At 41.0% G+C, this 23,305-nt stretch carries 26 protein-coding genes; 8 read left to right on the plus strand and 18 right to left on the minus strand.

Going from position 1 to position 23,305, the window contains the following annotated elements; translation table 11 throughout:
• Positions 1-275: 275 nt before the first annotated feature.
• Positions 276-2,915 (plus strand): PAS domain S-box protein, encoded by a 2,640-nt coding sequence (locus OU683_RS02290; protein WP_268134737.1) that lies wholly within the window; start codon positions 276-278, stop codon positions 2,913-2,915.
• Positions 2,908-3,285: a response regulator gene (locus tag OU683_RS02295; protein ID WP_268134739.1), complete on the plus strand. Its 378-nt coding sequence runs from the start codon at positions 2,908-2,910 to the stop codon at positions 3,283-3,285. The genes OU683_RS02290 and OU683_RS02295 overlap by 8 nt, the downstream gene beginning before the upstream one ends.
• Here OU683_RS02295 and OU683_RS02300 read toward each other — a convergent pair.
• The 4 genes from OU683_RS02300 to OU683_RS02315 all read right to left on the minus strand — a co-directional run bounded on the left by OU683_RS02300 (position 3,282) and on the right by OU683_RS02315 (position 6,196).
• Entirely contained in the window at positions 3,282-4,196 is a 915-nt protein-coding gene (locus tag OU683_RS02300; RefSeq protein ID WP_268134741.1) for a glycerophosphodiester phosphodiesterase family protein, read from the minus strand. The genes OU683_RS02295 and OU683_RS02300 overlap by 4 nt on opposite strands.
• A gap of 111 nt (positions 4,197-4,307) precedes the next feature.
• Positions 4,308-4,544 carry a hypothetical protein gene (locus OU683_RS02305; protein ID WP_268134743.1) on the minus strand — a complete coding sequence of 79 codons (237 nt, stop codon included), beginning with the start codon at positions 4,542-4,544 and terminating at the stop codon, positions 4,308-4,310.
• 71 nt (positions 4,545-4,615) lie between these two features.
• Complete coding sequence (locus OU683_RS02310) at positions 4,616-4,855, minus strand: hypothetical protein (protein ID WP_228914328.1); 240 nt, start codon at positions 4,853-4,855, stop codon at positions 4,616-4,618.
• Between the two features lie 102 nt (positions 4,856-4,957).
• Positions 4,958-6,196 carry a 3-deoxy-D-manno-octulosonic acid transferase gene (locus OU683_RS02315; protein ID WP_268134747.1) on the minus strand — a complete coding sequence of 413 codons (1,239 nt, stop codon included), beginning with the start codon at positions 6,194-6,196 and terminating at the stop codon, positions 4,958-4,960.
• 84 nt (positions 6,197-6,280) lie between these two features.
• Here OU683_RS02315 and OU683_RS02320 point away from each other — a divergent pair, with 84 nt between their 5' ends.
• On the plus strand, positions 6,281-7,414 hold the full coding sequence (locus OU683_RS02320) for a DegT/DnrJ/EryC1/StrS family aminotransferase (protein WP_268134749.1): 1,134 nt from the start codon (positions 6,281-6,283) through the stop codon (positions 7,412-7,414).
• A gap of 7 nt (positions 7,415-7,421) precedes the next feature.
• Complete coding sequence (locus tag OU683_RS02325) at positions 7,422-8,702, plus strand: metal-dependent hydrolase family protein (protein WP_268134751.1); 1,281 nt, start codon at positions 7,422-7,424, stop codon at positions 8,700-8,702.
• Positions 8,703-8,867: 165 nt separating this feature from the next.
• Here the strand turns inward: OU683_RS02325 and fabD are convergent, their stop codons facing one another.
• The 5 genes from fabD to OU683_RS02350 form a co-directional block, all read right to left on the minus strand.
• Complete coding sequence (gene fabD, locus OU683_RS02330; RefSeq protein WP_268134753.1) at positions 8,868-9,749, minus strand: ACP S-malonyltransferase; 882 nt, start codon at positions 9,747-9,749, stop codon at positions 8,868-8,870.
• An 84-nt stretch (positions 9,750-9,833) separates the two neighbouring features.
• A complete protein-coding gene (locus tag OU683_RS02335) occupies positions 9,834-10,334 on the minus strand; it encodes a pyridoxamine 5'-phosphate oxidase family protein (RefSeq protein WP_268134755.1) in 501 nt (166 codons plus the stop codon).
• A 92-nt stretch (positions 10,335-10,426) separates the two neighbouring features.
• The gene (locus OU683_RS02340) at positions 10,427-11,287 is read right to left on the minus strand and encodes a fructosamine kinase family protein (RefSeq protein WP_268134757.1); all 861 of its coding nucleotides are present in this window, start codon (positions 11,285-11,287) and stop codon (positions 10,427-10,429) included.
• Entirely contained in the window at positions 11,271-11,762 is a 492-nt protein-coding gene (locus tag OU683_RS02345; protein WP_268134759.1) for a dihydrofolate reductase, read from the minus strand. The genes OU683_RS02340 and OU683_RS02345 overlap by 17 nt, the downstream gene beginning before the upstream one ends.
• 3 nt (positions 11,763-11,765) lie before the next feature.
• Complete coding sequence (locus OU683_RS02350) at positions 11,766-12,215, minus strand: 2TM domain-containing protein (RefSeq protein WP_268134761.1); 450 nt, start codon at positions 12,213-12,215, stop codon at positions 11,766-11,768.
• A 63-nt stretch (positions 12,216-12,278) separates the two neighbouring features.
• On the opposite strand from OU683_RS02350, the gene OU683_RS02355 reads away from it, so the two are divergent.
• Positions 12,279-13,352, plus strand: a complete 1,074-nt coding sequence (locus OU683_RS02355) for an aminotransferase class V-fold PLP-dependent enzyme (protein ID WP_268134763.1) — start codon at positions 12,279-12,281, stop codon at positions 13,350-13,352.
• 29 nt (positions 13,353-13,381) lie between these two features.
• Here the strand turns inward: OU683_RS02355 and OU683_RS02360 are convergent, their stop codons facing one another.
• The gene (locus OU683_RS02360; protein ID WP_268134765.1) at positions 13,382-13,831 is read right to left on the minus strand and encodes a hypothetical protein; all 450 of its coding nucleotides are present in this window, start codon (positions 13,829-13,831) and stop codon (positions 13,382-13,384) included.
• A 198-nt stretch (positions 13,832-14,029) separates the two neighbouring features.
• Here OU683_RS02360 and OU683_RS02365 point away from each other — a divergent pair, with 198 nt between their 5' ends.
• The 3 genes from OU683_RS02365 (at position 14,030) to OU683_RS02375 (ending at position 16,057) form a co-directional block, all read left to right on the plus strand.
• Positions 14,030-14,635 (plus strand): porin family protein, encoded by a 606-nt coding sequence (locus OU683_RS02365; protein ID WP_268134767.1) that lies wholly within the window; start codon positions 14,030-14,032, stop codon positions 14,633-14,635.
• A gap of 28 nt (positions 14,636-14,663) precedes the next feature.
• Positions 14,664-15,281 carry a hypothetical protein gene (locus tag OU683_RS02370; RefSeq protein WP_268134769.1) on the plus strand — a complete coding sequence of 206 codons (618 nt, stop codon included), beginning with the start codon at positions 14,664-14,666 and terminating at the stop codon, positions 15,279-15,281.
• A gap of 119 nt (positions 15,282-15,400) precedes the next feature.
• Positions 15,401-16,057 carry a Crp/Fnr family transcriptional regulator gene (locus tag OU683_RS02375; protein WP_268134771.1) on the plus strand — a complete coding sequence of 219 codons (657 nt, stop codon included), beginning with the start codon at positions 15,401-15,403 and terminating at the stop codon, positions 16,055-16,057.
• A gap of 78 nt (positions 16,058-16,135) precedes the next feature.
• On the opposite strand, the gene asnA is transcribed toward OU683_RS02375, so the two are convergent.
• The 8 genes from asnA to OU683_RS02415 all read right to left on the minus strand — a co-directional run bounded on the left by asnA (position 16,136) and on the right by OU683_RS02415 (position 23,298).
• Positions 16,136-17,158 (minus strand): aspartate--ammonia ligase, encoded by a 1,023-nt coding sequence (gene asnA / locus OU683_RS02380; RefSeq protein ID WP_268135044.1) that lies wholly within the window; start codon positions 17,156-17,158, stop codon positions 16,136-16,138.
• Between the two features lie 332 nt (positions 17,159-17,490).
• Entirely contained in the window at positions 17,491-17,772 is a 282-nt protein-coding gene (locus OU683_RS02385) for a DUF427 domain-containing protein (RefSeq protein ID WP_268134773.1), read from the minus strand.
• Positions 17,769-18,743 carry an L-histidine N(alpha)-methyltransferase gene (gene egtD, locus OU683_RS02390; RefSeq protein WP_268134775.1) on the minus strand — a complete coding sequence of 325 codons (975 nt, stop codon included), beginning with the start codon at positions 18,741-18,743 and terminating at the stop codon, positions 17,769-17,771. Before egtD ends, OU683_RS02385 begins: the two co-directional genes overlap by 4 nt.
• Positions 18,744-18,861: 118 nt before the next feature.
• Positions 18,862-19,644 carry a hypothetical protein gene (locus OU683_RS02395; protein WP_268134778.1) on the minus strand — a complete coding sequence of 261 codons (783 nt, stop codon included), beginning with the start codon at positions 19,642-19,644 and terminating at the stop codon, positions 18,862-18,864.
• Positions 19,645-19,655: 11 nt separating this feature from the next.
• Positions 19,656-20,069 (minus strand): energy transducer TonB, encoded by a 414-nt coding sequence (locus OU683_RS02400; RefSeq protein WP_268134780.1) that lies wholly within the window; start codon positions 20,067-20,069, stop codon positions 19,656-19,658.
• Positions 20,070-20,087: 18 nt separating this feature from the next.
• Complete coding sequence (locus tag OU683_RS02405) at positions 20,088-20,462, minus strand: energy transducer TonB (protein ID WP_268134782.1); 375 nt, start codon at positions 20,460-20,462, stop codon at positions 20,088-20,090.
• Between the two features lie 29 nt (positions 20,463-20,491).
• Positions 20,492-21,316 carry a thymidylate synthase gene (locus tag OU683_RS02410; RefSeq protein ID WP_268134783.1) on the minus strand — a complete coding sequence of 275 codons (825 nt, stop codon included), beginning with the start codon at positions 21,314-21,316 and terminating at the stop codon, positions 20,492-20,494.
• 269 nt (positions 21,317-21,585) lie between these two features.
• Positions 21,586-23,298: a nucleoside transporter C-terminal domain-containing protein gene (locus OU683_RS02415; RefSeq protein ID WP_268134784.1), complete on the minus strand. Its 1,713-nt coding sequence runs from the start codon at positions 23,296-23,298 to the stop codon at positions 21,586-21,588.
• Positions 23,299-23,305: the final 7 nt, after the last annotated feature.

Below are 23,305 nucleotides of genomic sequence, written 5' to 3' on the forward strand. Positions count from 1 at the left end.
GCAAACCATCCCTCACTGGATATTGGAACCCGGTCGAGGAAGAGTAAATATATCGCAATATTACGATATATTTTGTAGATTTTTTAAAGGATAATTTCTTTTGGTTTTACCCACTCGTTATAAGGAGAGATAAAAAGAATCCTGGAAGGCTCTTTCAGGTCGAGGTGTTAACCTTTTGCCAAAATTGTTTTTTCCGGGAATTTTGAGATATCTTTTATAGAATAGCAATTGGAAAAGGTTAATTTAGCTTTTTTCCTAAAAGAAGTACTACTTTAATGAAGAGCAGCCAGGCACCCTTTATGGAAGATCCTGAACAGATAAAATTTGCCGAAAGTTTAATAATTTCTTTGCGCGAACCGGTTGTGGTTATAAGCGAGGAAGGGAAGATTCTTGCTGCAAACGATGCCATTTCCAGGATCTTTGAAACTCCCCCCGATAATTTTACGGGAGAATACCTGGTTCCCCTGCTGGAAGACAGGGAAGAATCTTCACGTTTAAATGACCTTATACATACTCTCATAAAGTCAAAAGCAGCTGTAAAAGATTTTCCGGTAATTTTATCATCTGCAGGACTTAAAAAGCACCGTTTCAGGATCAATGCTAATTATATTCCCGCCAATGGTTCGGGTTCACCCGGTTTCCTGCTTTGCTTTCAGGATGTGAATTTACCTGAGGGGGACAAAATTGACTACCGTAAATTACTTAGTGAGGTCCTATCTGAAGTTCCTGCCCTAATATGCACTCTGCGAGGTCCCGATCACAAATTTGAACTTGCGAACGATAAGTATCTTGCCCTTGTAGAATACCGTGAAATAATAGGTAAACCTGTCAAAGAAATACTGCCCGAGGTTGAAAATCAGGGCTTTATTAAAATGCTGGATAAGGTCTATGATACGGGAGAAGCTTTCATAGGAAAAGAAATAAAACTTGATTTAAAGAATAAAAGAGGAGGGAAAAGTTTAGTTCTTGATTTTGTGTATCAGCCTATAAAGGATGCTTCAGGAAAAGTTGAGGGAATTTTTGTTCATGCCGTAGATGTCACCGAAAAGGTTGTAAACAGGCAAAGCCTGGAGAACAGTGAGAAAGAATTGAGAAATCTTATTGATACGGTGCCGGTAATTATTTGGATTTCGAATGCGCAGGGAGAAGGCTATTATCTTAACAAGAATTGGTATTTATATACAGGACAGAGCAGAAATGAATCCTCAGGTTTTGGTTGGTTGAGCGCGGTACATCCCGAAGACAGGGATATGGTAGCGACACATTTCAAATTGGCTCATAAAGAGGAAAAGGAATACTACAGGAAATTTCGTCTCTATAATAAAAATGGATATTACAGGTGGGTGATCGACCGGGGTCGCCCTAAATGGAATTCAAAGGGAGAATTTGAAGGTTTAATAGGCACAGTCACAGATGTTCATGATGACCACCTTAAGGAGCAGGTGATTAGAGAAAATGAGCACCGCATTCGTTCCATAGTAGAACAGGCTACTGTGGCCATGGCTGTCTACATGGGTAAGGAAATGAAGATTGAGCTGGCTAATGATGCTATGCTGGACGTATGGGGGAAAGACAGGTCTGTAATTGGAACCACTTTGCGCCAGGCTTTACCAGAGCTTGAGGGGCAGCCTTTTCATGACCTCCTGCTTAAAGTATTCACGACAGGGGAAATCTACTGGGGGAAAGAGGACGGGGCAGCTTTAATGAAGGATGGCCAGATAGTAACGGGTTACTATAATTTTACTTACAAGCCGCTTCGCAATGAAGAAGGTGAGATCATTGGAATTCTAAATATGGCCGTGGACGTTACCGAAATGGTCGAATCAAAAAACCTTTTAAAAGAAAGGGAACGTCATTTTCGACTCATGGCAGATCTTATGCCTGGAAAGGTTATTAATACAGATGCCGGCGGGGAAGCAATCTACTTCAACAAAAATTGGCTGGACTATACTGGTATGAGTTTTTCTGAGCTCAAGAAACGCAATTGGGAGAGCTTTATTCACCCGCAGGAGGAGAAAGAATTCAATGAGAAGTGGCAGTATTCCCTTGAGACCGGAAGCGATTTTGAAATGGAATTGAGACTTCAGGATAGAAACGGTGAATTTTTGTGGCATCTAAGCAGGGCCGAAGCGGTAAGAGGAGAGGATGGGGAAGTAGCAATGTGGATTGGGACTAATACCCAAATTCAAAAGCTTAAAGAAGAAGAAAAAAGGAAGGAAGATTTTCTTAAAATGGTAAGCCACGAATTAAAAACACCTGTGACTTCCATTAAAGGTTATGTTCAGCTTCTACTGAATTTTTTCGAAAAAAATAAGGTAGAAATACCCGGAGGTTTTCCAATTAGACCTTCACTCGAGCGAATTGACAATCAGGTAGTACGTCTCACCAGGCTCATTGCCGAGATTCTGGATCTTTCGAGGCTGGAGGAGGATAAGCTGGATTTGAAAAAGGAAGTCTTTGATCTTAACGAACTTGTAGAAGAAACCGTTCAGGATATAAAGCTTACGAACACTCAGCATCAAATGGATATCTTTCATACCTATAATGCGAAAGTTTGTGCAGACAAAGACAGAATTGGACAGGTGCTAATCAATTTTATTACTAATGCTATTAAATATTCACCCGAGAGTCAGTACATCGAAATCCACATTCTAAAGGTGGACGACAAAAAGGTAGGTGTTAGCGTTAGAGACAAGGGAATTGGGATTGATGAAAAATACCATAAGAATATTTTTAAAAGATTTTACAGGATAGGAGTGGAGAGTGATGATACTTATTCTGGATTTGGAATAGGATTGTATCTTGCTAATGAGATCATTGAGCGCCATAATGGCTATATAGAAGTAAAAAGTAAAAAAGGGGAAGGTTCAGACTTTAGTTTTGTGCTTCTGGAAAACAAAAAAGAAAATGAATAAAAATAAAATTCTGGTAGTTGATGACGATTCGGGAATTGGGGAAATGCTAAAAACCCTTCTCGAGTTCTACGAATATGATGTCACTGTAACCGCAAAACCCGAAGAAACCGAAAAACTTATCATTGCCGAAAAGGTTGATTTGGTGCTTCTCGACATGCTCATCTCTGGCGTTAATGGTACAGACGTCTGCGCCCGTCTTAGAAACAATCCTCAAATGGAAAATATTCCGGTTCTAATGATGTCTGCCCTTCATGATGCCGGTACCAAATGCAGGGAGGCCGGGGCCAATGATTTTATTGCCAAACCTTTTGAAATGGATGATCTGGTTAATAAAATAGGTGTTATCCTGGAATCCAAAGCGAAAAGTTAATTACCGGCTTTCTTTCTTAGGTTGACTATGTACTCGGGATAATCGGTTATAATACCGTCAACACCTAAATTGATCATTTTTTTAATTTTATTTTTGCTGTTAATGGTCCAGGGGACAACTTTTATTCCTCTGGCCTGTATTTCCTTTACCTGTTCTTTTGTTCTCAATTGCTTGTAGTAGGGGCCAATGGCATCGGGAGTGAAGTCAAGGCGGTTTAGTCCTTCTCTCCAGGGAGTCTGGTAGATAAGATAGGAAGTTTTTATATCAGGATACTTTTGCTTCAGGAGGTTGAGGAAGTTTGCATCAAAAGATTTGATAATCACAACTTCCTCCATTTGATGCTTGCTTACAATTTCCATAATTAATTCTGCAAATTCTTCGGGATGCGGTTGAAAGATGCCATAATCGGGAGGTCTTGATTTTGCCTCCAAGTAATAGGTAATAGGTTCGAGCCCCTCTTTTTTTCTAAAATTTTCCACTGCCTCAAATATTTCACTGAGAAGAGGCTTGTGAGCATTAGAACTTTGCTGTTGATTGCGAAATTTTTTGTTTTTGAGAGTGCCTGTTGGAAATTGCCTGATGCTATCATAGGTCATCCTGTACAGGTTATAGTCTTTTTGTTTTGAACGGCTAATCCTTTTTCCTTCTGGAGTAATAACCGTGGCAGCGGCCATATACGGTTCGTGAGAAACAACGACTTCTTTATCGGCAGAGATCACAAGGTCCATTTCTATTGCATCTACCCCAAGCGACACCGCACTTATAAAGCCTTCAAGGGTATTCTCCGGGTACAAAGAAACATTTCCTCTGTGGCCAACTATTTCAAAACCGGGATGAAAAATGACATTTTTGGAACTCACACAGGAAAAAATTAAAATTAAGCTACTAAACACCAGAAAAAGGTTTCTCATTTTCCAATTAGTTCTATCTAAAGATATAGAAATGCCGCTTCAAAAACCAGAAAGCCGCCCCTGATTAGGAACGGCTTTAAAATATTTTTGTGAAACTTTTAGAGAAATATACTATTCTATCTTTTCCTGCTCCACCTGGTCATCGGTCTCATGGATCTCTTCCTCGATCTCCTGTTCTACTTTCTCTGCACCCTTTTCTACTTCTCTGGCAGCACGTCGTGTACCGTCTTCAATGTCCTCACCTATTGCCTCTACAGCATCTTCTGTTTTTTCCTGGGTACTTTCCCTACAAGAGTAGGTTGTCAAGGTCACTCCTGTAATCAATAAACTCAAAAAAATTTTTTTCATAACTGCTATTTTTTAAAGTAAAAAGCCATAAGAGTAAACTTATGGCTTTAAATTCTTTAAAAAAGAAGGAACTACTGCATGTCGTCAGTTTCGTTCATTTCTTCTTCAATTTCCTGCTCAGTTTCCTCACCAGCCTCTTCTATTTCATTTCCTGCTTCTTCAAGACCAGATTCGATGTCTTCTCCTGTTTCTTCAAGATCAGTTTCTACTTCTTCCATTTCAGTTTCTACATTTTCTTCAGTAGTCTCTCTACAAGAGTAAGTAGAAAGAGTAAATGCAGCTACAAGTAATCCTAAAAATAATTTTTTCATGTGAGTATGTTTAATTAGTTGAAACAAATTTAAACTATTTTTTATATATGCAAAGAAGTGTTTAAATAAACTGCTGCAGCCTGAAGGTATAAGGTGAAGTTTTTATCGTTTTTTTAAGAAATATTCTGAAATCATTGTAGTTGCCCCTCTGTTTTTCCTGATATAAGCAGCTGAATTTGAGCCCATTCTTTCCCGGATACTCTTATCACCAACGAGTTGAGTGAGTGCGGCCCCGGCTTCTTCACTACTTTTAACCGAAAGCAATCCTCCAGATCTTTCGAGTGCTCCTGCTTCGGGAAATTTTGAGTGGTTTTTCCCAATGATAACCGGTATTCCAAAAGCGGCAGGTTCTAAAACATTGTGCAGACCTGTTTCTCCGGCGGCACCTCCCACATACGCGATATTCGCATAACTATAAATTTTGGTAAGGAGCCCCACGTTATCAATAATTAGCACCTTATAATCCTTTAGCTGCTTACTGTCTTTCTCTGAATATAGTACTGAACTTACCTCAAGCTTATTTTGAAATGCTTCTATTTTTTCTTTCTTAATGGCATGTGGAGCAATAATGAACCTGACTCCTGTCTTTGCTTCGTTGATGAAGTTGATTAGCAAATCCTCATCTTCGGGCCATGTGCTGCCGGCAACGATACACAAATTATTGTCTACAAAATCCTCGACAAAACCTAAATGATTGTTCTGCTCCAGTTGTGCACTTACCCTGTCAAATCTCGTATCGCCGCTTACTTCAGAGTTTTTAAAGCCTATTCTATCTAAAAGCTCTTTTGAGTTTTGATTCTGAAGAAAAAAGTACTCAAACGCCTCAAGGTATTTTCTCATCCATTTTCCATAGGGCTTGAAAAACACCTGATCTTCCCTGAAAACTCCCGATATCAGTAAAGTTCTGGTCTTTCTTCTCCTAAGTTCTTCAAGGAAATTGGGCCAGAATTCATACTTTATGAAAAGAGCCCAATCGGGGTGAACAAGGTCAATGAACCTTGAGGCATTTTTTTTGGTGTCTAGAGGAAGGTAAGTTACCACATCTACCAGGGAAGTGTTTTTCCTTACTTCATAACCTGAAGGGGAGAAGAAGCTTAGCACGATTTTATGTTTGGGAAATATTTCCTTTACCTGCCCAATCACCGGCACGGCCTGTTCGTATTCCCCAAGGGATGCTGCATGAAACCATATGGTCCTGTCTGTAGGTGCAATTTCAGTAGCAAGATGCTCAAAAAGGTCCTTTCTTCCGTGGTTAAAAAGGCGGAGCTTTTCATTATATCTTCCCGCCAGGGGGAGTAACTTTTCAGCAGATTTAATGGCGAAATTGTAGAGAAAATGCAAGACTGGTGGTTTGGGTGCTAAAATAATAAAATACCATTGGCAAAAGTGACATTCTTCGTATTTTTGTAGTCCTAACTTTATAAGATGAAAAATATACAAATGGTTGACCTTAAGGGTCAATACGAAAAAATAAAAGATACTGTCAATAACTCTATTTTAGAAGTCCTCGATACCACTGCCTTTATTAATGGACCCGAAGTTCATGCTTTTCAAAAAGAACTGGAGACTTACCTGGATGTAAAACATGTGATCCCCTGCGCAAACGGTACAGATGCCTTACAAATAGCTATGATGGGATTGGGATTAAAACCAGGTGATGAGGTGATCACTGCCGATTTTACTTTTGCGGCAACCGTGGAGGTAATTGCACTCCTTCAGTTAACCCCTGTCCTTGTAGATGTGGAACCCGATACTTTCAATATCGATCCCGAAGCCATTAAAAAGGCCATTACACCAAACACCAAAGCTATCGTTCCGGTGCACCTGTTCGGGCAGGCTGCAAACATGGATGCAATTATGGAAATTGCAAGGGAACACGATCTATATGTAATCGAGGATAATGCACAGGCCATTGGTTCTAATTACCATTTTAAGGACGGTACAACCCAAAAAACCGGAGCAATTGGACATGCTGCGTCCACGTCATTTTTTCCTTCTAAAAACCTGGGTTGTTATGGAGATGGAGGCGCAATTTTTACTAATGATGATGATTTGGCCCATACCATAAAGGGAATTGTGAATCACGGGATGTATGAGCGCTACCACCATGATGTAGTGGGCGTGAATTCAAGGCTTGACAGCTTACAGGCCGCAGTTCTTAGAGCGAAACTTCCACAGTTGGACGGGTATAATAAGGCCCGGCAGGAAGCTGCACAAAAATATAGCCGTGCCCTAAAAGGTGTAGAGGGTATAACCGTGCCTTATACCGAAGGTGCAGATGATACTCATGTTTATCATCAATACACGATCAAAGTGGCTAATGGGAAAAGAGATGGACTGGCTAAACACCTGGCAGAAAAAGGTATTCCTCATGGTATTTATTATCCAATCCCGCTCCATAGCCAAAAGGCATATAAGGATGAGCGTTATAATGAGGCCGATTTTCCTGTGACCAATCGCCTGGTAGAAGAGGTGATCTCCCTTCCAATGCACACCGAACTTGATGATGAACAAATTTCCTATATTACAAATACTATAACCGATTTTTTGACGAAATAAGTATTATATGAAGCATCTTCTTTGGGCCTGCACTCTGCTGTTTACTTTTGTAGCTGCTGCACAGGACACTTACATTCACAGCGGAAAACTTTTGGATACCAAAACCGGAAAGGTCCTTAACGATCAGACAATTATTGTCTCTGGAAAAAAGATCAGGGAAATCAGGGATGGTTTTGTGCAACCGGCAAGAACTTCAGACAGTTTAATTGATCTACGGAACATGTTCGTGCTTCCCGGGTTGACCGATATGCACGTGCACCTGGAAAGTGAAACCAATCCTTCGAAATACCTGCAGCGGTTTACTAATGATCCTGCAGATGATGCTTTTAATTCTGTTGCTTTTGCCGAAACCACTCTCCTGGCGGGATTTACTACAGTGCGGGATTTGGGAGGCAGTGGAGTAAATATCTCGTTACGGGACGCCATTAATAAAGGCAAAGTGAAAGGTCCCAGAATCTTTACCTCGGGCAAGTCTCTTGCCACCACGGGAGGTCACGCCGATCCTTCAAACGGGATGAACAGGGAATTTGCCGGAGACCCGGGGCCTGCAGAAGGTGTGGTGAACTCTGTTGAAGATGCAGCCAAAGCAGTGAGGCAACGTTATAAAAATGGAGCCGATCTTATCAAGATCACCGCTACCGGCGGAGTATTAAGTGTCGCCAAAAGTAGTTCCAATCCGCAGTTCACCCTTGAAGAAATAAAAGCTATCGTAGATATTGCAAAAGATTATGGTTTTCATGTTGCAGCTCATGCTCATGGAGATGAAGGTATGCAGCGGGCAATAAAAGGAGGGGTTACTACTATTGAACACGGCACCTTGATGAGTGACGCAACAATGGAGCTTATGAAAAAGCACGGTACTTATCTGGTCCCCACGATAACCGCAGGAAAAGAAGTGACAGAAAAAGCCGAAATTGAAAATTATTATCCGGAGTTAGTAGTGCCAAAAGCCCGGGAAATAGGACCGCAACTTCAAAACACCTTCGGAAAAGCATATAAAAAGGGAGTAAAGATTGCCTTTGGAACAGATGCCGGAGTTTTTGAACATGGCAAAAATGGGAAAGAGTTTGGTTATATGGTGGAGGCAGGTATGCCGGCACTTGAAGCCATTCAGTCGGCCACCATTGTTCCCGCACAAATTTTGAAGATGGAAAAAGAATTAGGACAACTCGCCCCCGGTTTCTTTGCCGATATTATTGCAGTAAAGGAAGATCCCACCAGCAATGTCAAAACTTTGGAAGACGTGCAGTTTGTAATGAAAGAAGGAAAAGTTTACAAGCATAAATAATAACTTGCTAAACATGAAACACTAAAAAGCCGGAGATTTTCTCCGGCTTTTTAGATATTGCCACAAGTCCTTGTTTTGCCTCTTGCCTCTTGCCTCTTGCCTCTTGCCTCTTGCCTCTTGCCTCTTGCCTCTTGCCTCTTGGCTCTTGGCTTTTGATTCTAATAATTAAAATTCTGCAGAACGCACCTGCACACTTCTGTCTATCTTCTTGACCAATCCCTGAAGCACTTTTCCCGGGCCTACTTCAATAAATTCAGTAGCGCCGTCTTTGATCATGTTTTGAACGCTTTGGGTCCATTTTACGGGCGCAGTCAATTGAAAGATCAGGTTTTTCTTTATTTCAGAAGGATCTGTAACGGCAAAAGTGGATACGTTTTGATATATGGGGCAGGAAGGGGTTTTAAAATCGGTTTCTTTAATTGCGGCTGCCAGCTCTTCCCTTGCAGGTTCCATTAAGGGAGAGTGAAAAGCACCTCCCACGGGAAGGATCATGGCTCTTCTTGCACCTCTTTCTTTTAATTCTTCGCAGGCTTTCTCCACAGCTAAAAGATCTCCGGAAATTACCAGTTGTCCCGGGCAATTATAGTTAGCAGCCACAACTGTACCTTTAATATCGGCACAAATAGCTTCTACCAGATGATCTTCAAGTCCTAAAACTGCAGCCATGGTAGACTCTTCCAGTTCACAGGCTTTTTGCATGGCCAAAGCTCTTTTAGAGACTAATTTCAATGCATCTTCAAATTGCAAAGTTCCGTTGGCGACAAGGGCCGAAAATTCCCCTAAGGAATGGCCTGCAACCATATCGGGCTTAAAGGAATCTCCCAATACTTTGGATAAAATAACCGAATGGAGAAAAATTGCCGGTTGCGTTACCTTTGTTTGCTTAAGGTCTTCGTCGGTTCCTTCAAACATGATATTCGTGATTGAGAACCCTAAAATATCATTGGCTTTTTCGAAAAGTTCTTTTGCAAGAGGGGATTTCTCATAGAGATCCTGTCCCATTCCTGTGAACTGTGCTCCCTGGCCTGGAAATATATATGCTTTCATATCATTGGTGATTAGTCTGCAAAATTAGTAAAATAAAAAAATCCCTACAGCGAGGCTGTAAGGATTTGTCTTATGAAGCTGGTTCTAAAGGTTTAATTTTCCTTTTTCGCCAATATCTTTATTGTCACCTGTAAGGGCACCAACTCCCATTTTAAAGAGGGTAACATACTTATTGGTCTTCGTGTCCCAGTAATATGCCTCTGCAGGAGTAATTTTTATTGCGGTTAAGTTAGGATCGTCGGGCCCGTCAAACCAGTTGTCGGTTCTGGGGTTGTATAGATCCTCGAGTACTGCCCTGTCTTTGGTGATCTCTGCCTTTCCATAAAGGCTCATAAATTCCATATCGTCGGGATTACTGTAGAGCAGGTGAACATCGGGATTGGTCTTTAAATTCTGGTTGTGTTCACTATTGCCCATGCTAATAAACCAGATATTTCCTTTTTCGTCTACCTTTTTTGTACTCATGGGAATGGCATTTATCGGCTTCTTTTCAAGCCCGGTAACCATCATGGCTACTTTTATGTCGTCTACCATTTCTTTTAGCTTTTCCCACGATTTCTCTTTATTTAAATTCTCTGTGCTCATATCTTTTTTTATGTTTATCCATTTAAATATAAAGGAATTAGGGAGGGATGTCCTCTAAAGAACTGCTAAAAGAACAGCGAAGCCTGTTAAGATTATGAAAAGCGGCGAATTATTCCTTTTACCTGCGGAAGATAACTGCTGCCAAATATATTGAGGTGGACCAGGAGGTAATACAGCTGCCACAAAGGAATTCGCTCTTCCCATCCCTGCTGAAGCTGAAAATATGCATGATAAACCTCGAATACTTCCGAAGGAAAACCCCCAAAAAGTTTCATCATCGCCAGGTCCATTTCTCGGGGGCCATAACATACAGCAGGATCAATGAGGCAAGGCAAACCTTCTTCATTTGTAATATAATTGCCGCTCCAGAGGTCTCCGTGCAGCAGGGCAGGGGCTTCTTCGGGAATTTCTTCTGAAATATTCTTATAAAATCCTGAAAGATCGCCCAGCGAAAACCCTCTTTCTATAGCCATTTTCACCTGTGGCTCCAGCCGCTGACTTACATAGAAATCGGCTGTAGATTTACGTCTTTCATTATACTGGGGAAGGCTGCCGATATAGTTGGGCACGTAAAAACCAAATTCTTCTGCCGATGATTTGTGAAGTTTGGAAAGTTGCTCCCCAAATACCTCCCAAAAATGGCTTTTTTGAACCCCTTCTTTTTTGTGTTCCAGGAGCAGGTAAGCCATGTCCTCTATTTCTCCCAAACCCAAAACAGCCGGCACATCAAAAGCTTCAGCTTTTTTCAGGGCTTCAAGGCCCTGCTTTTCGGCAGCAAACATGTTAGGAAATTTTCTCGCAGAATTTATCTTAACGACTTTTTTTCCTTCAGAAGTTTCAAGAAGGTAAACCTCATTAATACTGCCTCCCGAAAAAAATGTTACTTTGTTTATTTCAAAGCCTTTCCTATTGGCCAGTTCCTTTATGACCTGTTGATCACCTGGCACGTTCATAAGTTAGGTAAGTGAATGCGTAATCGTGGCGTTCATCTTTGGGATGGGTTTCAGTAGCTACAAGCTTCCACTTTTTCCCGTCAATTTCCGGAAAAAAAGTATCGGCTTCAAAAGTTCCGTGAACACGGGTGAGTTCGATACAATCTGCCTTTTCCATTGATAATTTATAGATCTCGCCTCCACCAATTACAAAAGGCTGAGGGTCTTCCTTGGCCATTTCAAGTGCTTTTTCCAAAGAATTCACCACGATAGTTCCTTCGGGATTGTAATCCTGCTTTCGGGTAATAATAACGTGCTTGCGGTTGGGGAGTAATTGGGGAAAAGTTTCAAACGTCTTACGGCCCATAATGATCGTATGGCCCGTAGTTAATTTTTTGAACCTTTTGAAATCATCGGGTAAATGCCATACCAGGTCTTTGTCTTTGCCCAATTCATTGTTCTCACCTGCAGCTGCGATCAAAGTAACTTTTCCCATTTATTAAGAATTTATTGGAGCATCTGGATCAATAGGTTTGTGGGTAGTGGGAGGAATGTATGGTTGATCTTTTTTTGGCAAGGGATGCTCTCTTTCCACTTTTCTTTGAAGCTCCTCAATCTTTTCTCTCTGTTTGGCCACAAGTCTTTCCACCTGCTCATTTTCCCAGTCTTTCCCAAAGAATTTATTGGTGACATAAACATTAAAAGCATGAATAAGCAGGAGCAAAGCCCAGAAAATGATAGCCCATACAAACCAGTCCAACCCAAAAGGATTGATATCACGACCTATTTCAAAGATCACGTTTAAAAGGATAAGAACCACCGAGCCCAGCAGGAAGACAATAAAATGTTGATACAACTTTCTCTTTTGTCTCGCCCGCATTTGCGCTCTTTCGATGAGCATTCGCTGCTCAGGATCAATTTTTGAAGAACTATTTTTTTCCAGCCCCATATTTATAGGTAATTTAGATATCTACCCAAATTTATTGATTTTACTGCGGAATATTCCATGTCTATGAAGAATTTTAAGAAACAGTTTCCCCTTTTAGAGCAGTATACCTATCTCGACACTGCTGCTTCGGGTCTTTTGCCCGAGGCTGTACTGGAATTCCGGCAGGACCACGACCTTGATTTTTTTATTGGGGGAAGTTTATTTCGGGAGAACCGCGGGAAATTATTCCTCAAGGTAAGAAAGGCAGTTGGTGATCTTTTTCATTGCGCTCCCAACCTGGTGGCGCTAACACCCAATTTCTCTTATGGGTTTAATTTACTTATGGAAGGAATTGATCGCAGCAAAAAGGTTCTTTTACTGCGAAAGGATTATCCTTCGGTCAACTGGGCTGTGGAGTCAAGAGGTTTTAAAGTTTGCTATGCCGAAATAGACGAAAACCTGGAGCAAAATATTGCTGAAGCAGTAGAAAAGCACAAACCAGATATTTTCGCTTTTAGTCTGGTACAATACATCAACGGTATTAAAATAGATCCCGATTTCCTCCTGAAGCTGAAGGAACAATACCCGGAACTGCTACTTTTTGCTGATGGTACCCAGTATTGTGGAACCGAAAAATTTAATTTTGAAGCTTCAGCTTTGGATGTACTTGGGGCCAGTGCATATAAGTGGCTCAATGCCGGCTATGGAAATGCTTTCTTTCTCTTTAAAGAACATTTGCAGGAGAAAATTGCTCCAAAAGGGCTGGAGCTAAAAGACCTGCAGGGTAAGAACAAGCCGCACAAGGGCAGTTTTATCGGGAAGTTTGAGCCCGGTCACCTGGACACGCTCAACTTCGGAAGTTTAAAAGCAGCCATTGATCTTATTGAACAAATAGGAATAGACAAGATCGAATCCAGGGTGAGGGAACTCTCAGCGCCTGCCAAAGAGAAACTTGCAGAAAGAGGCCTTTTGGAATCTGCAGTGGTGAACCGGAAGCTGCATTCTTCTATTTTTAACATTAAAGGAGATGAAAAATTATTTCAAAAGCTGCGAAGCAACAAGATAATCTGCTCTATGCGGGGTGAGGGAATTCGGGTAAGCTTTACTTATTTTAATACCGAAGAGGATCTTGAAAAGCTTCTTAAAACCTTGATATAAAACAATTGTGTGTTCGGGTTAAAGTTGCTTTACTCTGCCGTGCCATCTGTACTGTCCAGACTTCCCCATCCCCAATCATCTGTACCTTCTATAAAAGCGAAGACCAAAAGGCCTGTGAGAAAAACCGGAACTCCAATTTTCACCATGTTGGTCTGGAATTCATTTCTATAGTAAATGAATTGTAGGTTATCTTCATTAAGTTCAAATTTCCAGATTCGACCTTCTTTTACAATAGGTTCCTTTTTCAAAAGGTTAGCCGTTCTGGATCTTTTTTTTGTAGCCCCAAGGAGTTGATCATTGTTTTTTTCGAGATATTGAAACTCATACTCCTTTTTCTCAATTGTTGTTACTTTTACATGATTTTTAGTTTGGAGTGCGCTTTCCAAACTCACCGGTGTTTTTTGATAGACGTTACAGGAGAGCAGAATACCCGATAAACCTACAGCAAGAAACTTTCTTAATACAACCGTTGTTTTCATAGCTTCTATTCTTTTCTTCTCTTGAAGCTACAACATTCTGGCTGACTGGAGGATGATGTAAAAAATGTACAATGACAACTTTTGTCATCTTTTTGATTGACTTAAATCACTATAAGTCAATGGTTTTGATTGCTATTTTATTCCATCTTAATTCTAACTTTAATAATTAGAGAGAAATTTCATTTAAATCTAATAGATATGAAAACTACGATTACAATGCTGTTTATGTTGCTGTTGACTGTACAGCTACCAGCGCAGGAGTGGAATTTCGGAATTAAGGGAGGTGTCAATATTGCCAACTTTACAGGCAGTGATGCAGATGATCTTGATTTGAAGTCACGAACAGGATTTCATTTAGGAGGCTTAGTAGAAGGTAAGTTCTCCGAAAGTTTTGGAGCACAACTGGAAGTGCTTTACAGTACTGCGGGTGCAAAGGTGGAGGGGATATTTATGGATGATATGGGCAACGAATTTGACGGAGATATCACCTTTAAACTGGATTATATTTCAGTTCCTGTCCTCTTCAAGTATTTCCCCATTCAGGAACTATCTATTGAAACAGGACCTCAAATTTCTTTCGAGACCAGTTCAGAAGTGGAAGCAGAAGCAATGGGAGAATCTGTCTCTTTAGATTTTGAAGATGAAACAAGTTCAGTCGAGTTTGGCTGGTTGTTTGGTTTAGGATACGATCTTCCTTATAATATTTTTGTACAGGCGAGGTACCTTTATGGACTCTCTGATGTTTATGATGAAAGTAATCTGAAGCACAGTGTGTTTCAAATTTCTTTAGGCTATAAATTCTAATTATCAACATTAAGTTTTATTCTAAAAAATGAAAACCTTTAATATATTCGGTGTAATCTTGTTTCTGTTGCTTATAAGCTCCTGTGCTAAAACTTTTTATAGTCCTGATGCACAGAATCTTGCAGAAAACCACAGATCAATAGCTATTGCTCCTCCAGTGGTGACCATTCAAGCTACCAAAAAAATGACTCCACAGGATGTTGAATTGCAGCAGCGGGCAGAAACTCAAAGTTTCCAGGAAGAAATGTATTCCTGGATGTTGAAAAGAAAATCTCAGGGTAAGATAAAACCCGAGGTACAGGATCTGCAGACTACCAACGCAAAATTAAAAGAGGCCGGGTATCCGGAAAAAATGCTTACCACCGCTCAAATGTGTGAGGTCCTTGGAGTAGATGGAATAATTTCCTCAAATTACCACCTGTCAAAACCAATGTCTGAAGGTGCTGCTGTTGTTACTACTATTTTGATTGGAGTGGGATCTACTAATGAAGTTCATGCCGCTTTGAACATTAATGATTGTAGTCAACAAAAGTTAATATGGAACTATGATCACAAATTTGCGGGAGGTATTGGCAGCACCCCCAGCAGGCTTGTCGATAATTTGATGAGAGAAGCGAGCAAAAAAATGCCTTACGTCAAAAAATAGGAATTCTAACTTTCTTAAAAATACTCACAATTTTGAGATTATGACATTTATCATTTAACGATGGGAAAAAGATTTTTATCTTGGTTTGTGAATCCTTCCCCTGATTTAATTTCACAGCCATGGAAAAATCTTTTTCTACTTTGGAATTTTCAGGTCCCTTTGTGGAGCAGATCCGTGATAATTTTGATATCCTGAAAATTAAAAAGAATCAGGTTATTTATTCTGAAGGTAGTACTCCCTTGGGAGTTTTTTACTTGCAGAGTGGGGAAGTATTGATCTCAAAACTTGCAAGTCAGGGTAGAGATCATATCCTTAGGGTTATCTCAAAAGAAGGCATTTTTTGCTGTGCAGATTTACTGCTCAATAGAAAATACAGTTCCTCCTCCAGGGCTATAAAAGATTCAACTGTTCTTTTTCTTCCTAAAAGTGAATTTCTAAGATTGGTTCATGAGGACGAATCCTTTAATAATAGAGTGATAACCCAATTGGCACAGGAAGTGGTCTCTTTGGAAAATAAATTGACAAGTCTCGCTTACAAGCCTCTCAGGGGACGACTGGCCGATAATCTATTGAGCCTTGATAATGACAACAATGATTCCGGTATTGCCATTTGTTTGTCCCGAATAGAACTAGCAGGGTTCACCGGAACGGTCAAGGAAACAGTCAACAGGATCCTTTCTGAATTTCAAAAGGACAAAATTATTTCAATGTCTCATAGGGAGATCCAGATTCTGGATCGTGATCGATTACTGAAGGTTAGCAAACAATATGATTGATAAGATGCCCCAAGAAGATTAAACTTTTTTGGGGCATCTTTAAATTAAAGGATTTTTATTGGAGGAGGGACTAAATACTTATAGAAGGTAAATTCTTTTTCTTTGCATTTCCTTCCTCATTGCTTCCGGCCAGATGCTTACCTGTACTTCTCCAATATGTTCTTTTCTTAGCAGGAACATACACAACCTGGATTGCCCAATCCCGCCTCCTATAGTTTGCGGAAGCTTTCCCTCAAGTAACTGCTTGTGATAGAACAGTTGGCTTCTTGTTTCTGCCTGTCGCATTTTTAATTGCTGTTCCAGTATAGCTGCATCCACTCTTATTCCCATGGAGGAGAGTTCAAAGGCCTTTTCAAGCACCGGGTTCCATACAAGAATATCGCCGTTTAGGCCTTTTGTGGTAGCAGAGGTTGGAGAGCTCCAGTCATCATAATCTGGGGCGCGGCCGTCATGGAATTCTCCCCCCTGCAATTCCCCTCCTATTCCTATAAGGAACACAGCGCCATATTCCTTAGCGGCCATGTTTTCTCTTTCCTTTGATGAAAGCCGGGGATATTTTTCCTGTAGATCTTCGGTATGCAAAAAAGTAATTTCTGCAGGAAGAATGGGAGTGAGTAGGGGATACCGGCTGGTTACTGCTGCCTCGGTGGCTAAAATGCCTTCATAGATCCTGGAGACCTGTTGTTTAAGGAATTCCAGGTGGCGATCTTCGGGAGCCATAACTTTCTCCCAGTCCCACTGGTCTACAGAGATCGAATGCATAGGCCCCAGCTCATCATCGGGGCGCAGCGCCTTCATATCGGTTACTATTCCCAAACCTGGTTCCAGCTCATATTCCTTTAAGCGCAGCCTTTTCCATTTAGCCAGAGATTGCACCACCTCGGCCCTCTGTTCCTGCATTTCTTTAATAGGGAAGCCTACAGGACGTTCTATTCCGTTGAGGTCATCGTTGATGCCGGTGCCCTGCAGAACAACCGTGGGGGCAGAGACCCGCACTAAAGAAAGCTTCTCTTTTAAATGTTTTTCAAATTCGGCTTTTACGAAGTGTACAGCTTCTTCGGTTTCAAGTTTTTGCGATTGTTGTTGTAGTGTAGTTTTCATAATTCTTGTTTCAGATTTTTTAGAAATAAAAAAAGCCTGCCCCGGGAAGGAGGCAGGCTTATAAGCACAGAGATCCTCTCCCCCGGGTGGCGGACTATTATTATTGATATTATTTGTTTGAAGTCGTTTCATAATTGAGCAAAAAAAAAAAGCCTTTCCTGGTGTGGGAAAGGCTTTAAATATTGTTTAAGGGATCTTGTTATACAATAATAGCTTTCCGCAACCTGAGTCGATTCAGATTGTTATTGAAATTATTATTGTTGTTATTGAAAACCACCTGTTTGTGTCTTTTGATATTTGTAAACTTACTTCTTTTTTATTTATTGCCAAATTTATTTTTCAATCTTAACTCCTTTCCAAAAGGCTACATGATCTTTGATTTTTGCAGCTTCAGATTTTGGATGAGGATAAAACCAGGCTGCATCGGGGTTTTTCTCTTCTCCCACCTTTAGGTGAAAATAGGAAGCCCGGCCTTTCCAGGGGCAGGTAGTGTGTGTATCGCTTAGCTGAAAGAATTCAGCTTTGATAGCTTCGGGAGGGAAATACTGGTTGTTCTCCACTTCCACTGTATTATCACTCTCTGCTATAATGGTGTTGTTCCAAATTGCTTTCATAATCCTGTTCTTTTAAAAAGGTAATTTTTATAGCAGTTATCCTTGTCTGCCCAACTTCCTGCCATTTCCAGCCCGGCTTCTTCTGCAAGCCACGCGATTGAGGTATCATCATATTTTTGAGACACTTCTGTATGTATTGTTTCCCATTTATGGAAATGTACTTCCAGATTGAGTGCGTTTATCTGCACCGTTTGTTCTTTTGTGCTAACAAGATAACTTTTTGCTACCCCGGTTTCAGGATTGTAGAGCGGCCAGTGTATAAAAGTTTCCGGATCAAAATCGGCTTCCAGCTCCCGGTTCATCCGTGTCAACAGGTTCTTGTTAAAGGCTTCGGTAACTCCTGCACTATCATTGTAAGCGTCCAGAATCACCTGTGGCTCCTTTTTTTGATCCACCCCCATAAAAAACAGATCTTTTTCATGCATGGCAGAGGAGATCTTTTTAAGAAATGCAACGGCTTCTTCGGGAGTAAGATTCCCAATATTCGATCCCAGGAATAAAATTACTTTTTTCCTGTCCCGGTAATCTGCAAGACGGGTAAGTACATTTGCATAGGTCCCTTGTTGTGGTTCTACATCTAATGCAGGGAACTCCTGTAGCAGGCTGTCACTTAGCTGTTCCAGCACATTCTTGCTTATATCGACCGGCAGGTATTTGTAGTCGTAACTTTTTTCCTCGAAATGTCTTAATAGCACCTTGGTTTTTTTCCCATCTCCAGCGCCAAGTTCGATAAGGTCAAAACCGTTAAAAGAGGAAAAAGCGTCCCCTATTTCCTCCCTGTGCTGTAACAGTATATCGTACTCCTTTCCCGTAAGATAATATTCCGGCAGCTCCATGATCTTTTGGAAGAGCTCATCCCCTTTTTCATCATAGAAAAATTTGGAGCTTATCTTTTTAGGATAGGAGGTAAGGCCTTTGAAAACATCTTCGGCAAATTGCGTCTTAAATTCGGGAGGTTTTGTCTCGTTCATTGAAATAATTTTCCGCATAACTTTCCTAATTTCAAAATAAAAAAAGGAAACCCGCGGGTTTCCTTCAAATTTAATCTTTTAAAAATCCCTTTTAGTTAAAGGAATACTAACAATGCGCTTAAACCTTCTTGAGCGACATAGGTAGTAGAGAACTAACTGCTACGTCCTTTCCCGCTTTCTTACCGGGTTCAAATTGAGGTATACTTTTCAATTGTTTGATAACTTCTTTTGCAAATTCCTCTCCCCCGCCAAATACAACCACACGACCTACTTTTCCATCCACACTAACTACATAAGCAGCCGTAAGGGAATAGGTTCCCGGTTCTTTTATGGCCGAAATATTAACGTGGCGGTTCATCCAGTCATTAACCGAGGAGGTGGTGCAGGTTTGAATGTCTTCAGCTTTGCGGCACTTTTTCCAAATAGGCTGTTGATCTGCTTCTTTAGAAGTAACAACTTCTATTGGGGAAGTACCGGGTTCTGAAATGTAGAGAAGTACTTTCAGATCTACTATAACATTCGCCTTTTTGTTATCATATTCCCCGGGGATAAAATGAGGCATATTCTTTAATCGTCTCTCCAATGCCTTTGCGGCTTCTTTAGGTATACCTTTTACGGAAGCCCAGCCTACTTTTCCTGTAGTGTCAATAATGATTCGTACAGGTATTTCAATCTTGCCTTCTTCAACGGTTGTCAATGCTCCTACTCCTGTGATATGCTGCAACACATATTTTTCAATCAATATGGCTGTACAGGCAGGAGTTTTTTCTACACATTCTGTGGAGGACGGAGACACATCAGCGTTAATTAAAGGAATAAAAGCTCCGGAATTACTTTCCTTCTGAGCAAAAGCTGTCGAACTTGAAAGGGCCAGTAATAAGAAACACAGAAGGTTCTTCAAAGGGAAAAATTTTAGAAGGTGAAAGGAACTTTATAGCTAATCTCCCTGGGTTTTCCTGCCAGTTCTCCCGGCTTCATTTGCGGGATAGCGAGAATTATTCGCTTTGCCTCCTCATTAAGCTCCTGTTTTGGTCCTTCTACTTTATTTACCACCGGCTTTCCTTCTTTGTCGATCACAAAAGAAACTACTGCTTTTCCTCTTATATAGTTGCCATTGGCATCCTTCGGGAATTTATAATTTTCCTTGAGGTGCTGCGTAAGTTTCTTCCTAAAACACGCTTTTGTATCCCCGGCAGATGCTTCACATCCCGGCCAAATTGGAGGAATTTCTTTGGTGGTAACGGTACTATTGGAAACCTTCACTCCTTCCTGAGCAATGCTGGTGCCTGCGGTAAAGAGGAAAAGAATTAAAAATAGTTTTTTCATGATCGGGAGATAAAAATATTAAAAGCGATAGGTGCTGGTAAAGTTGCGTGTATCGGGTTCCCCGTTTAAAGTTCCCGGTTCCATTTCAGGAATTTTTTCCAGCATATTTCTTGCTGCTTCATTAACCAAAGGCTCGGAGCCTTCCACCGATTTTACTACAACTTCCCCTTGCTTATTAATGTCAAAGGAAACTTTCACCTGCCCACGTACGTAAGCATTGTTCTTCATGGGATATTCATAGTGTTCCCTCACATGGGCATTTAGTTTTTCGTTAAAACATTCTGTTTTGTCTTCGGCATCTTCACAACCGGGCCAAACCGGGGAGGTTTGTTGTGCCTGGGAAACTGCAATTCCCCCAAAGAAAAAACATGTGATAACTAAGAACTTCTTCATACTGTTGAAAAATTTAAATTAAACAAAAATTAAACCGCTACGCGGCCTTTTATAGCCGGATGCGGATCATAATTCTCCAATTTAAAATCTTCAAACTTAAAATCAAAAATATTTTTCACCTCCGGGTTGAGCTTCATCACCGGTAACGGCCTTGGATCCCTTGACAGCTGCAGGTTCACCTGCTCCATATGATTGTTATAAATATGTGCGTCACCAAAAGTGTGAATAAAATCCCCGGCCTCATAACCGCAAACCTGGGCGATCATCATGGTGAGCAGGGCGTAGGATGCAATATTGAATGGCACTCCCAGGAAAATATCGGCGCTGCGCTGATAAAGCTGACAGGAGAGTTTCCCATTGGCTACATAAAACTGAAAGAAGGCATGGCAGGGGGGAAGTGCCGCTTTCCCGTTAGCCACATTTTCTGAAAAACTTTTTGAATTATCTGGCAATACCGATGGATTCCAGGCGGTAACGAGCATGCGGCGGCTATTTGGATTCTTCTTTAGAGTGTCCACCACCTCTTTTATCTGGTCAATATCTTCACCGTTCCAGTTGCGCCATTGGTGTCCATATACCGGTCCCAGATCCCCATTTTCATCGGCCCACTCGTTCCAGATACGCACCCCGTTTTCCTGCAGGTATTTAATATTCGTATCCCCATTAAGGAACCAAAGCAGTTCATAAATGATAGACTTTAGATGAAGCTTTTTCGTGGTGACCATAGGAAAACCTTCGCTTAAGTCAAATCGCATTTGATAACCAAAAACACTTTTAGTGCCGGTGCCGGTGCGGTCCCCTTTTTCATTTCCGTTTTCCAGGACATGTTTTATCAAGTCGTGATACTGCTTCATTATAAGTTAATTCTGAAGGGTTTATATTTTAAAGATAGTGCTGATGCTTACCTGTCAAAAATGACAAATTCCGGATCAATTTCAGCTAAAATAGAAAACTGTCCCGATTAAAAAAGTTAATTCTAAAAAGGAATTGTTACAGACTTATTAACTATCGTATTTATGATAAAGTATACCTGTTTTAGAATAAATATGAATCCTGAGTAATTATAAGTCTTAAGTCCTGAATCCTGGCTCTTGGTTCCATCTTTAGGACATTTAAATATAAATTAACCAATGATCATCCCGGCAATAGTGGCCGAAAGTAAAGATGCAATAGTACCTCCAATAAGAGCTTTCATTCCAAATTCTGACAAATTTTTTCGTTGCCCGGGCGCCAGGGAACCTATCCCGCCAATCTGGATCCCAATAGAGGCAAAATTTGCAAAACCACACAGCATATAGGTAGCCATGATAATGGATTTTTCATAGGTGAGGCTAAGGGCATTCAGCGGATTTTTTAGTTCTGCCAATTGAATATATCCTACAAATTCGCTGGCTGCCAGTTTGATTCCAAGAAGTTGCCCCATGAGCATCATATCTTCTGTAGCCACTCCAATGAGCCACATAAGCGGTGCAAATATCAAACCCAGCAAAGATTCGAGAGAAAGCCTTGCATAAGGAGTGTTTTCAGCCATTACGGCGTTGAGAGTGGTAAGATCTCCAAACCAGCCCAGCACGTAATTGATAAGGGCAATAAAAGCAATAAACACAAGTAACATGGCAGCAACATTGGCTGCAAGTTTTAAACCTTCGGTAGTACCATTTGCAATGGCATCAAGAAGATTGGATCCTATTTTTTCTGAAGAAACCTCAACATTGGTGTCTATCTCCTGCTGCTGTGGATAAAGTATCTTGGAAACCACGATCGCTCCCGGCGCGGCCATCACCGAAGCTGCGAGCAGGTGCTTTGCAAATTCAAGTCTTAAGGCGGGATCATCCCCACCCAAAAAGCCAATGTAAGCAGCGAGTACTCCTCCTGCTACAGTGGCCATTCCACCAATCATTACCAACAGGATCTCAGAGCGTGTCATTCTTTCAAGATAGGCCTTGATCATAAGTGGAGCCTCTGTTTGACCCAGAAAGATATTCCCTGCCACACTTAAACTTTCGGGACCAGAGATGCCCATAAGTTTGGTGAGCACCCAAGCCATTCCTTTTACGATTATCTGGATAACTCCTAGATAGAATAAAACTGAGGTAAGCGCCGAAAAGAAAATAATTGTAGGTAACACCTGGAACAAAAAGATAAAACCGTAGCTCTCTACACTCATAAGTCCGCCCAGCAGGAATTCACTTCCTGCAGCAGTAAAGTCAAGAATAAGAACGAAAATACCTCCAACAAACTCAAAAATATCCTGAATAAATTCAACTTTTAGCACCCCTACAGCCAGTAATAACTGGGCTGTCAATCCTACAAGGATCGTTTTCCAGTTGATCGCTTTGCGGTTGCTGCTGAATAGAAATGCTATTAAAATTAAGGAAACCATTCCCAGTGCCCCTCTCCAGAAGCTTGTAAATGTAAATCCCTGGTTGGGCACTACAGTCTTTGCCGTTTCTACCGGAAGTACTTCTCCAACAGTTTGGGGGATTTCTCTTAAGGAATAAGTGACATTCCTGGCAGAAAGAACCAGGGTAGAATCGGTTAAGGTATTGACTCTGAAATTCTGTATACTATCGCCGGGGGTATCGAAAAAAAGAACCAGGACATCATTTTGATATACATAATTCCCTTTTGCATGGGAAACTTCTTCATTGGTAAGGGCGAATTCAAAGTCACCGTTATCAAGTTTTAAGTAGTCATTTCCGGGAGAGATCTCAAAAATGGCATTTTGAGAACTGTCTTCAACAGCTTCAAAATCCCAGGTTTTAGAAATAGATTGGGCAAAAAGGGGAGATATTCCGAAGAAGATCAGAAACAGGCAGCACCAAATTTTGTTCATAAAGGGG

It is taken from the genome of Salinimicrobium sp. TH3, assembly GCF_026676115.1.
Classification (GTDB): domain Bacteria; phylum Bacteroidota; class Bacteroidia; order Flavobacteriales; family Flavobacteriaceae; genus Salinimicrobium.

Coding starts and splice junctions, on each gene's coding strand:
- OU683_RS02305 (WP_268134743.1), bottom strand. CDS start 4,544: ATGAAAAAAATTTTTTTGAGTTTATTGATTACAGGAGTGACCTTGACA.
- fabD (WP_268134753.1), bottom strand. CDS start 9,749: ATGAAAGCATATATATTTCCAGGCCAGGGAGCACAGTTCACAGGAATG.
- OU683_RS02335 (WP_268134755.1), bottom strand. CDS start 10,334: ATGAGCACAGAGAATTTAAATAAAGAGAAATCGTGGGAAAAGCTAAAA.
- egtD (WP_268134775.1), bottom strand. CDS start 18,743: ATGAACGAGACAAAACCTCCCGAATTTAAGACGCAATTTGCCGAAGAT.
- OU683_RS02385 (WP_268134773.1), bottom strand. CDS start 17,772: ATGAAAGCAATTTGGAACAACACCATTATAGCAGAGAGTGATAATACA.
- OU683_RS02400 (WP_268134780.1), bottom strand. CDS start 20,069: ATGAAAAAACTATTTTTAATTCTTTTCCTCTTTACCGCAGGCACCAGC.
- OU683_RS02295 (WP_268134739.1), top strand. CDS start 2,908: ATGAATAAAAATAAAATTCTGGTAGTTGATGACGATTCGGGAATTGGG.
- OU683_RS02340 (WP_268134757.1), bottom strand. CDS start 11,287: ATGAACGTGCCAGGTGATCAACAGGTCATAAAGGAACTGGCCAATAGG.
- asnA (WP_268135044.1), bottom strand. CDS start 17,158: ATGAAAACTACACTACAACAACAATCGCAAAAACTTGAAACCGAAGAA.
- OU683_RS02355 (WP_268134763.1), top strand. CDS start 12,279: ATGAAGAATTTTAAGAAACAGTTTCCCCTTTTAGAGCAGTATACCTAT.
- OU683_RS02310 (WP_228914328.1), bottom strand. CDS start 4,855: ATGAAAAAATTATTTTTAGGATTACTTGTAGCTGCATTTACTCTTTCT.
- OU683_RS02300 (WP_268134741.1), bottom strand. CDS start 4,196: ATGAGAAACCTTTTTCTGGTGTTTAGTAGCTTAATTTTAATTTTTTCC.
- OU683_RS02360 (WP_268134765.1), bottom strand. CDS start 13,831: ATGAAAACAACGGTTGTATTAAGAAAGTTTCTTGCTGTAGGTTTATCG.
- OU683_RS02410 (WP_268134783.1), bottom strand. CDS start 21,316: ATGAAGCAGTATCACGACTTGATAAAACATGTCCTGGAAAACGGAAAT.
- OU683_RS02350 (WP_268134761.1), bottom strand. CDS start 12,215: ATGGGGCTGGAAAAAAATAGTTCTTCAAAAATTGATCCTGAGCAGCGA.
- OU683_RS02345 (WP_268134759.1), bottom strand. CDS start 11,762: ATGGGAAAAGTTACTTTGATCGCAGCTGCAGGTGAGAACAATGAATTG.
- OU683_RS02370 (WP_268134769.1), top strand. CDS start 14,664: ATGAAAACCTTTAATATATTCGGTGTAATCTTGTTTCTGTTGCTTATA.
- OU683_RS02365 (WP_268134767.1), top strand. CDS start 14,030: ATGAAAACTACGATTACAATGCTGTTTATGTTGCTGTTGACTGTACAG.
- OU683_RS02405 (WP_268134782.1), bottom strand. CDS start 20,462: ATGAAGAAGTTCTTAGTTATCACATGTTTTTTCTTTGGGGGAATTGCA.
- OU683_RS02290 (WP_268134737.1), top strand. CDS start 276: ATGAAGAGCAGCCAGGCACCCTTTATGGAAGATCCTGAACAGATAAAA.
- OU683_RS02320 (WP_268134749.1), top strand. CDS start 6,281: ATGAAAAATATACAAATGGTTGACCTTAAGGGTCAATACGAAAAAATA.
- OU683_RS02325 (WP_268134751.1), top strand. CDS start 7,422: ATGAAGCATCTTCTTTGGGCCTGCACTCTGCTGTTTACTTTTGTAGCT.
- OU683_RS02415 (WP_268134784.1), bottom strand. CDS start 23,298: ATGAACAAAATTTGGTGCTGCCTGTTTCTGATCTTCTTCGGAATATCT.
- OU683_RS02375 (WP_268134771.1), top strand. CDS start 15,401: ATGGAAAAATCTTTTTCTACTTTGGAATTTTCAGGTCCCTTTGTGGAG.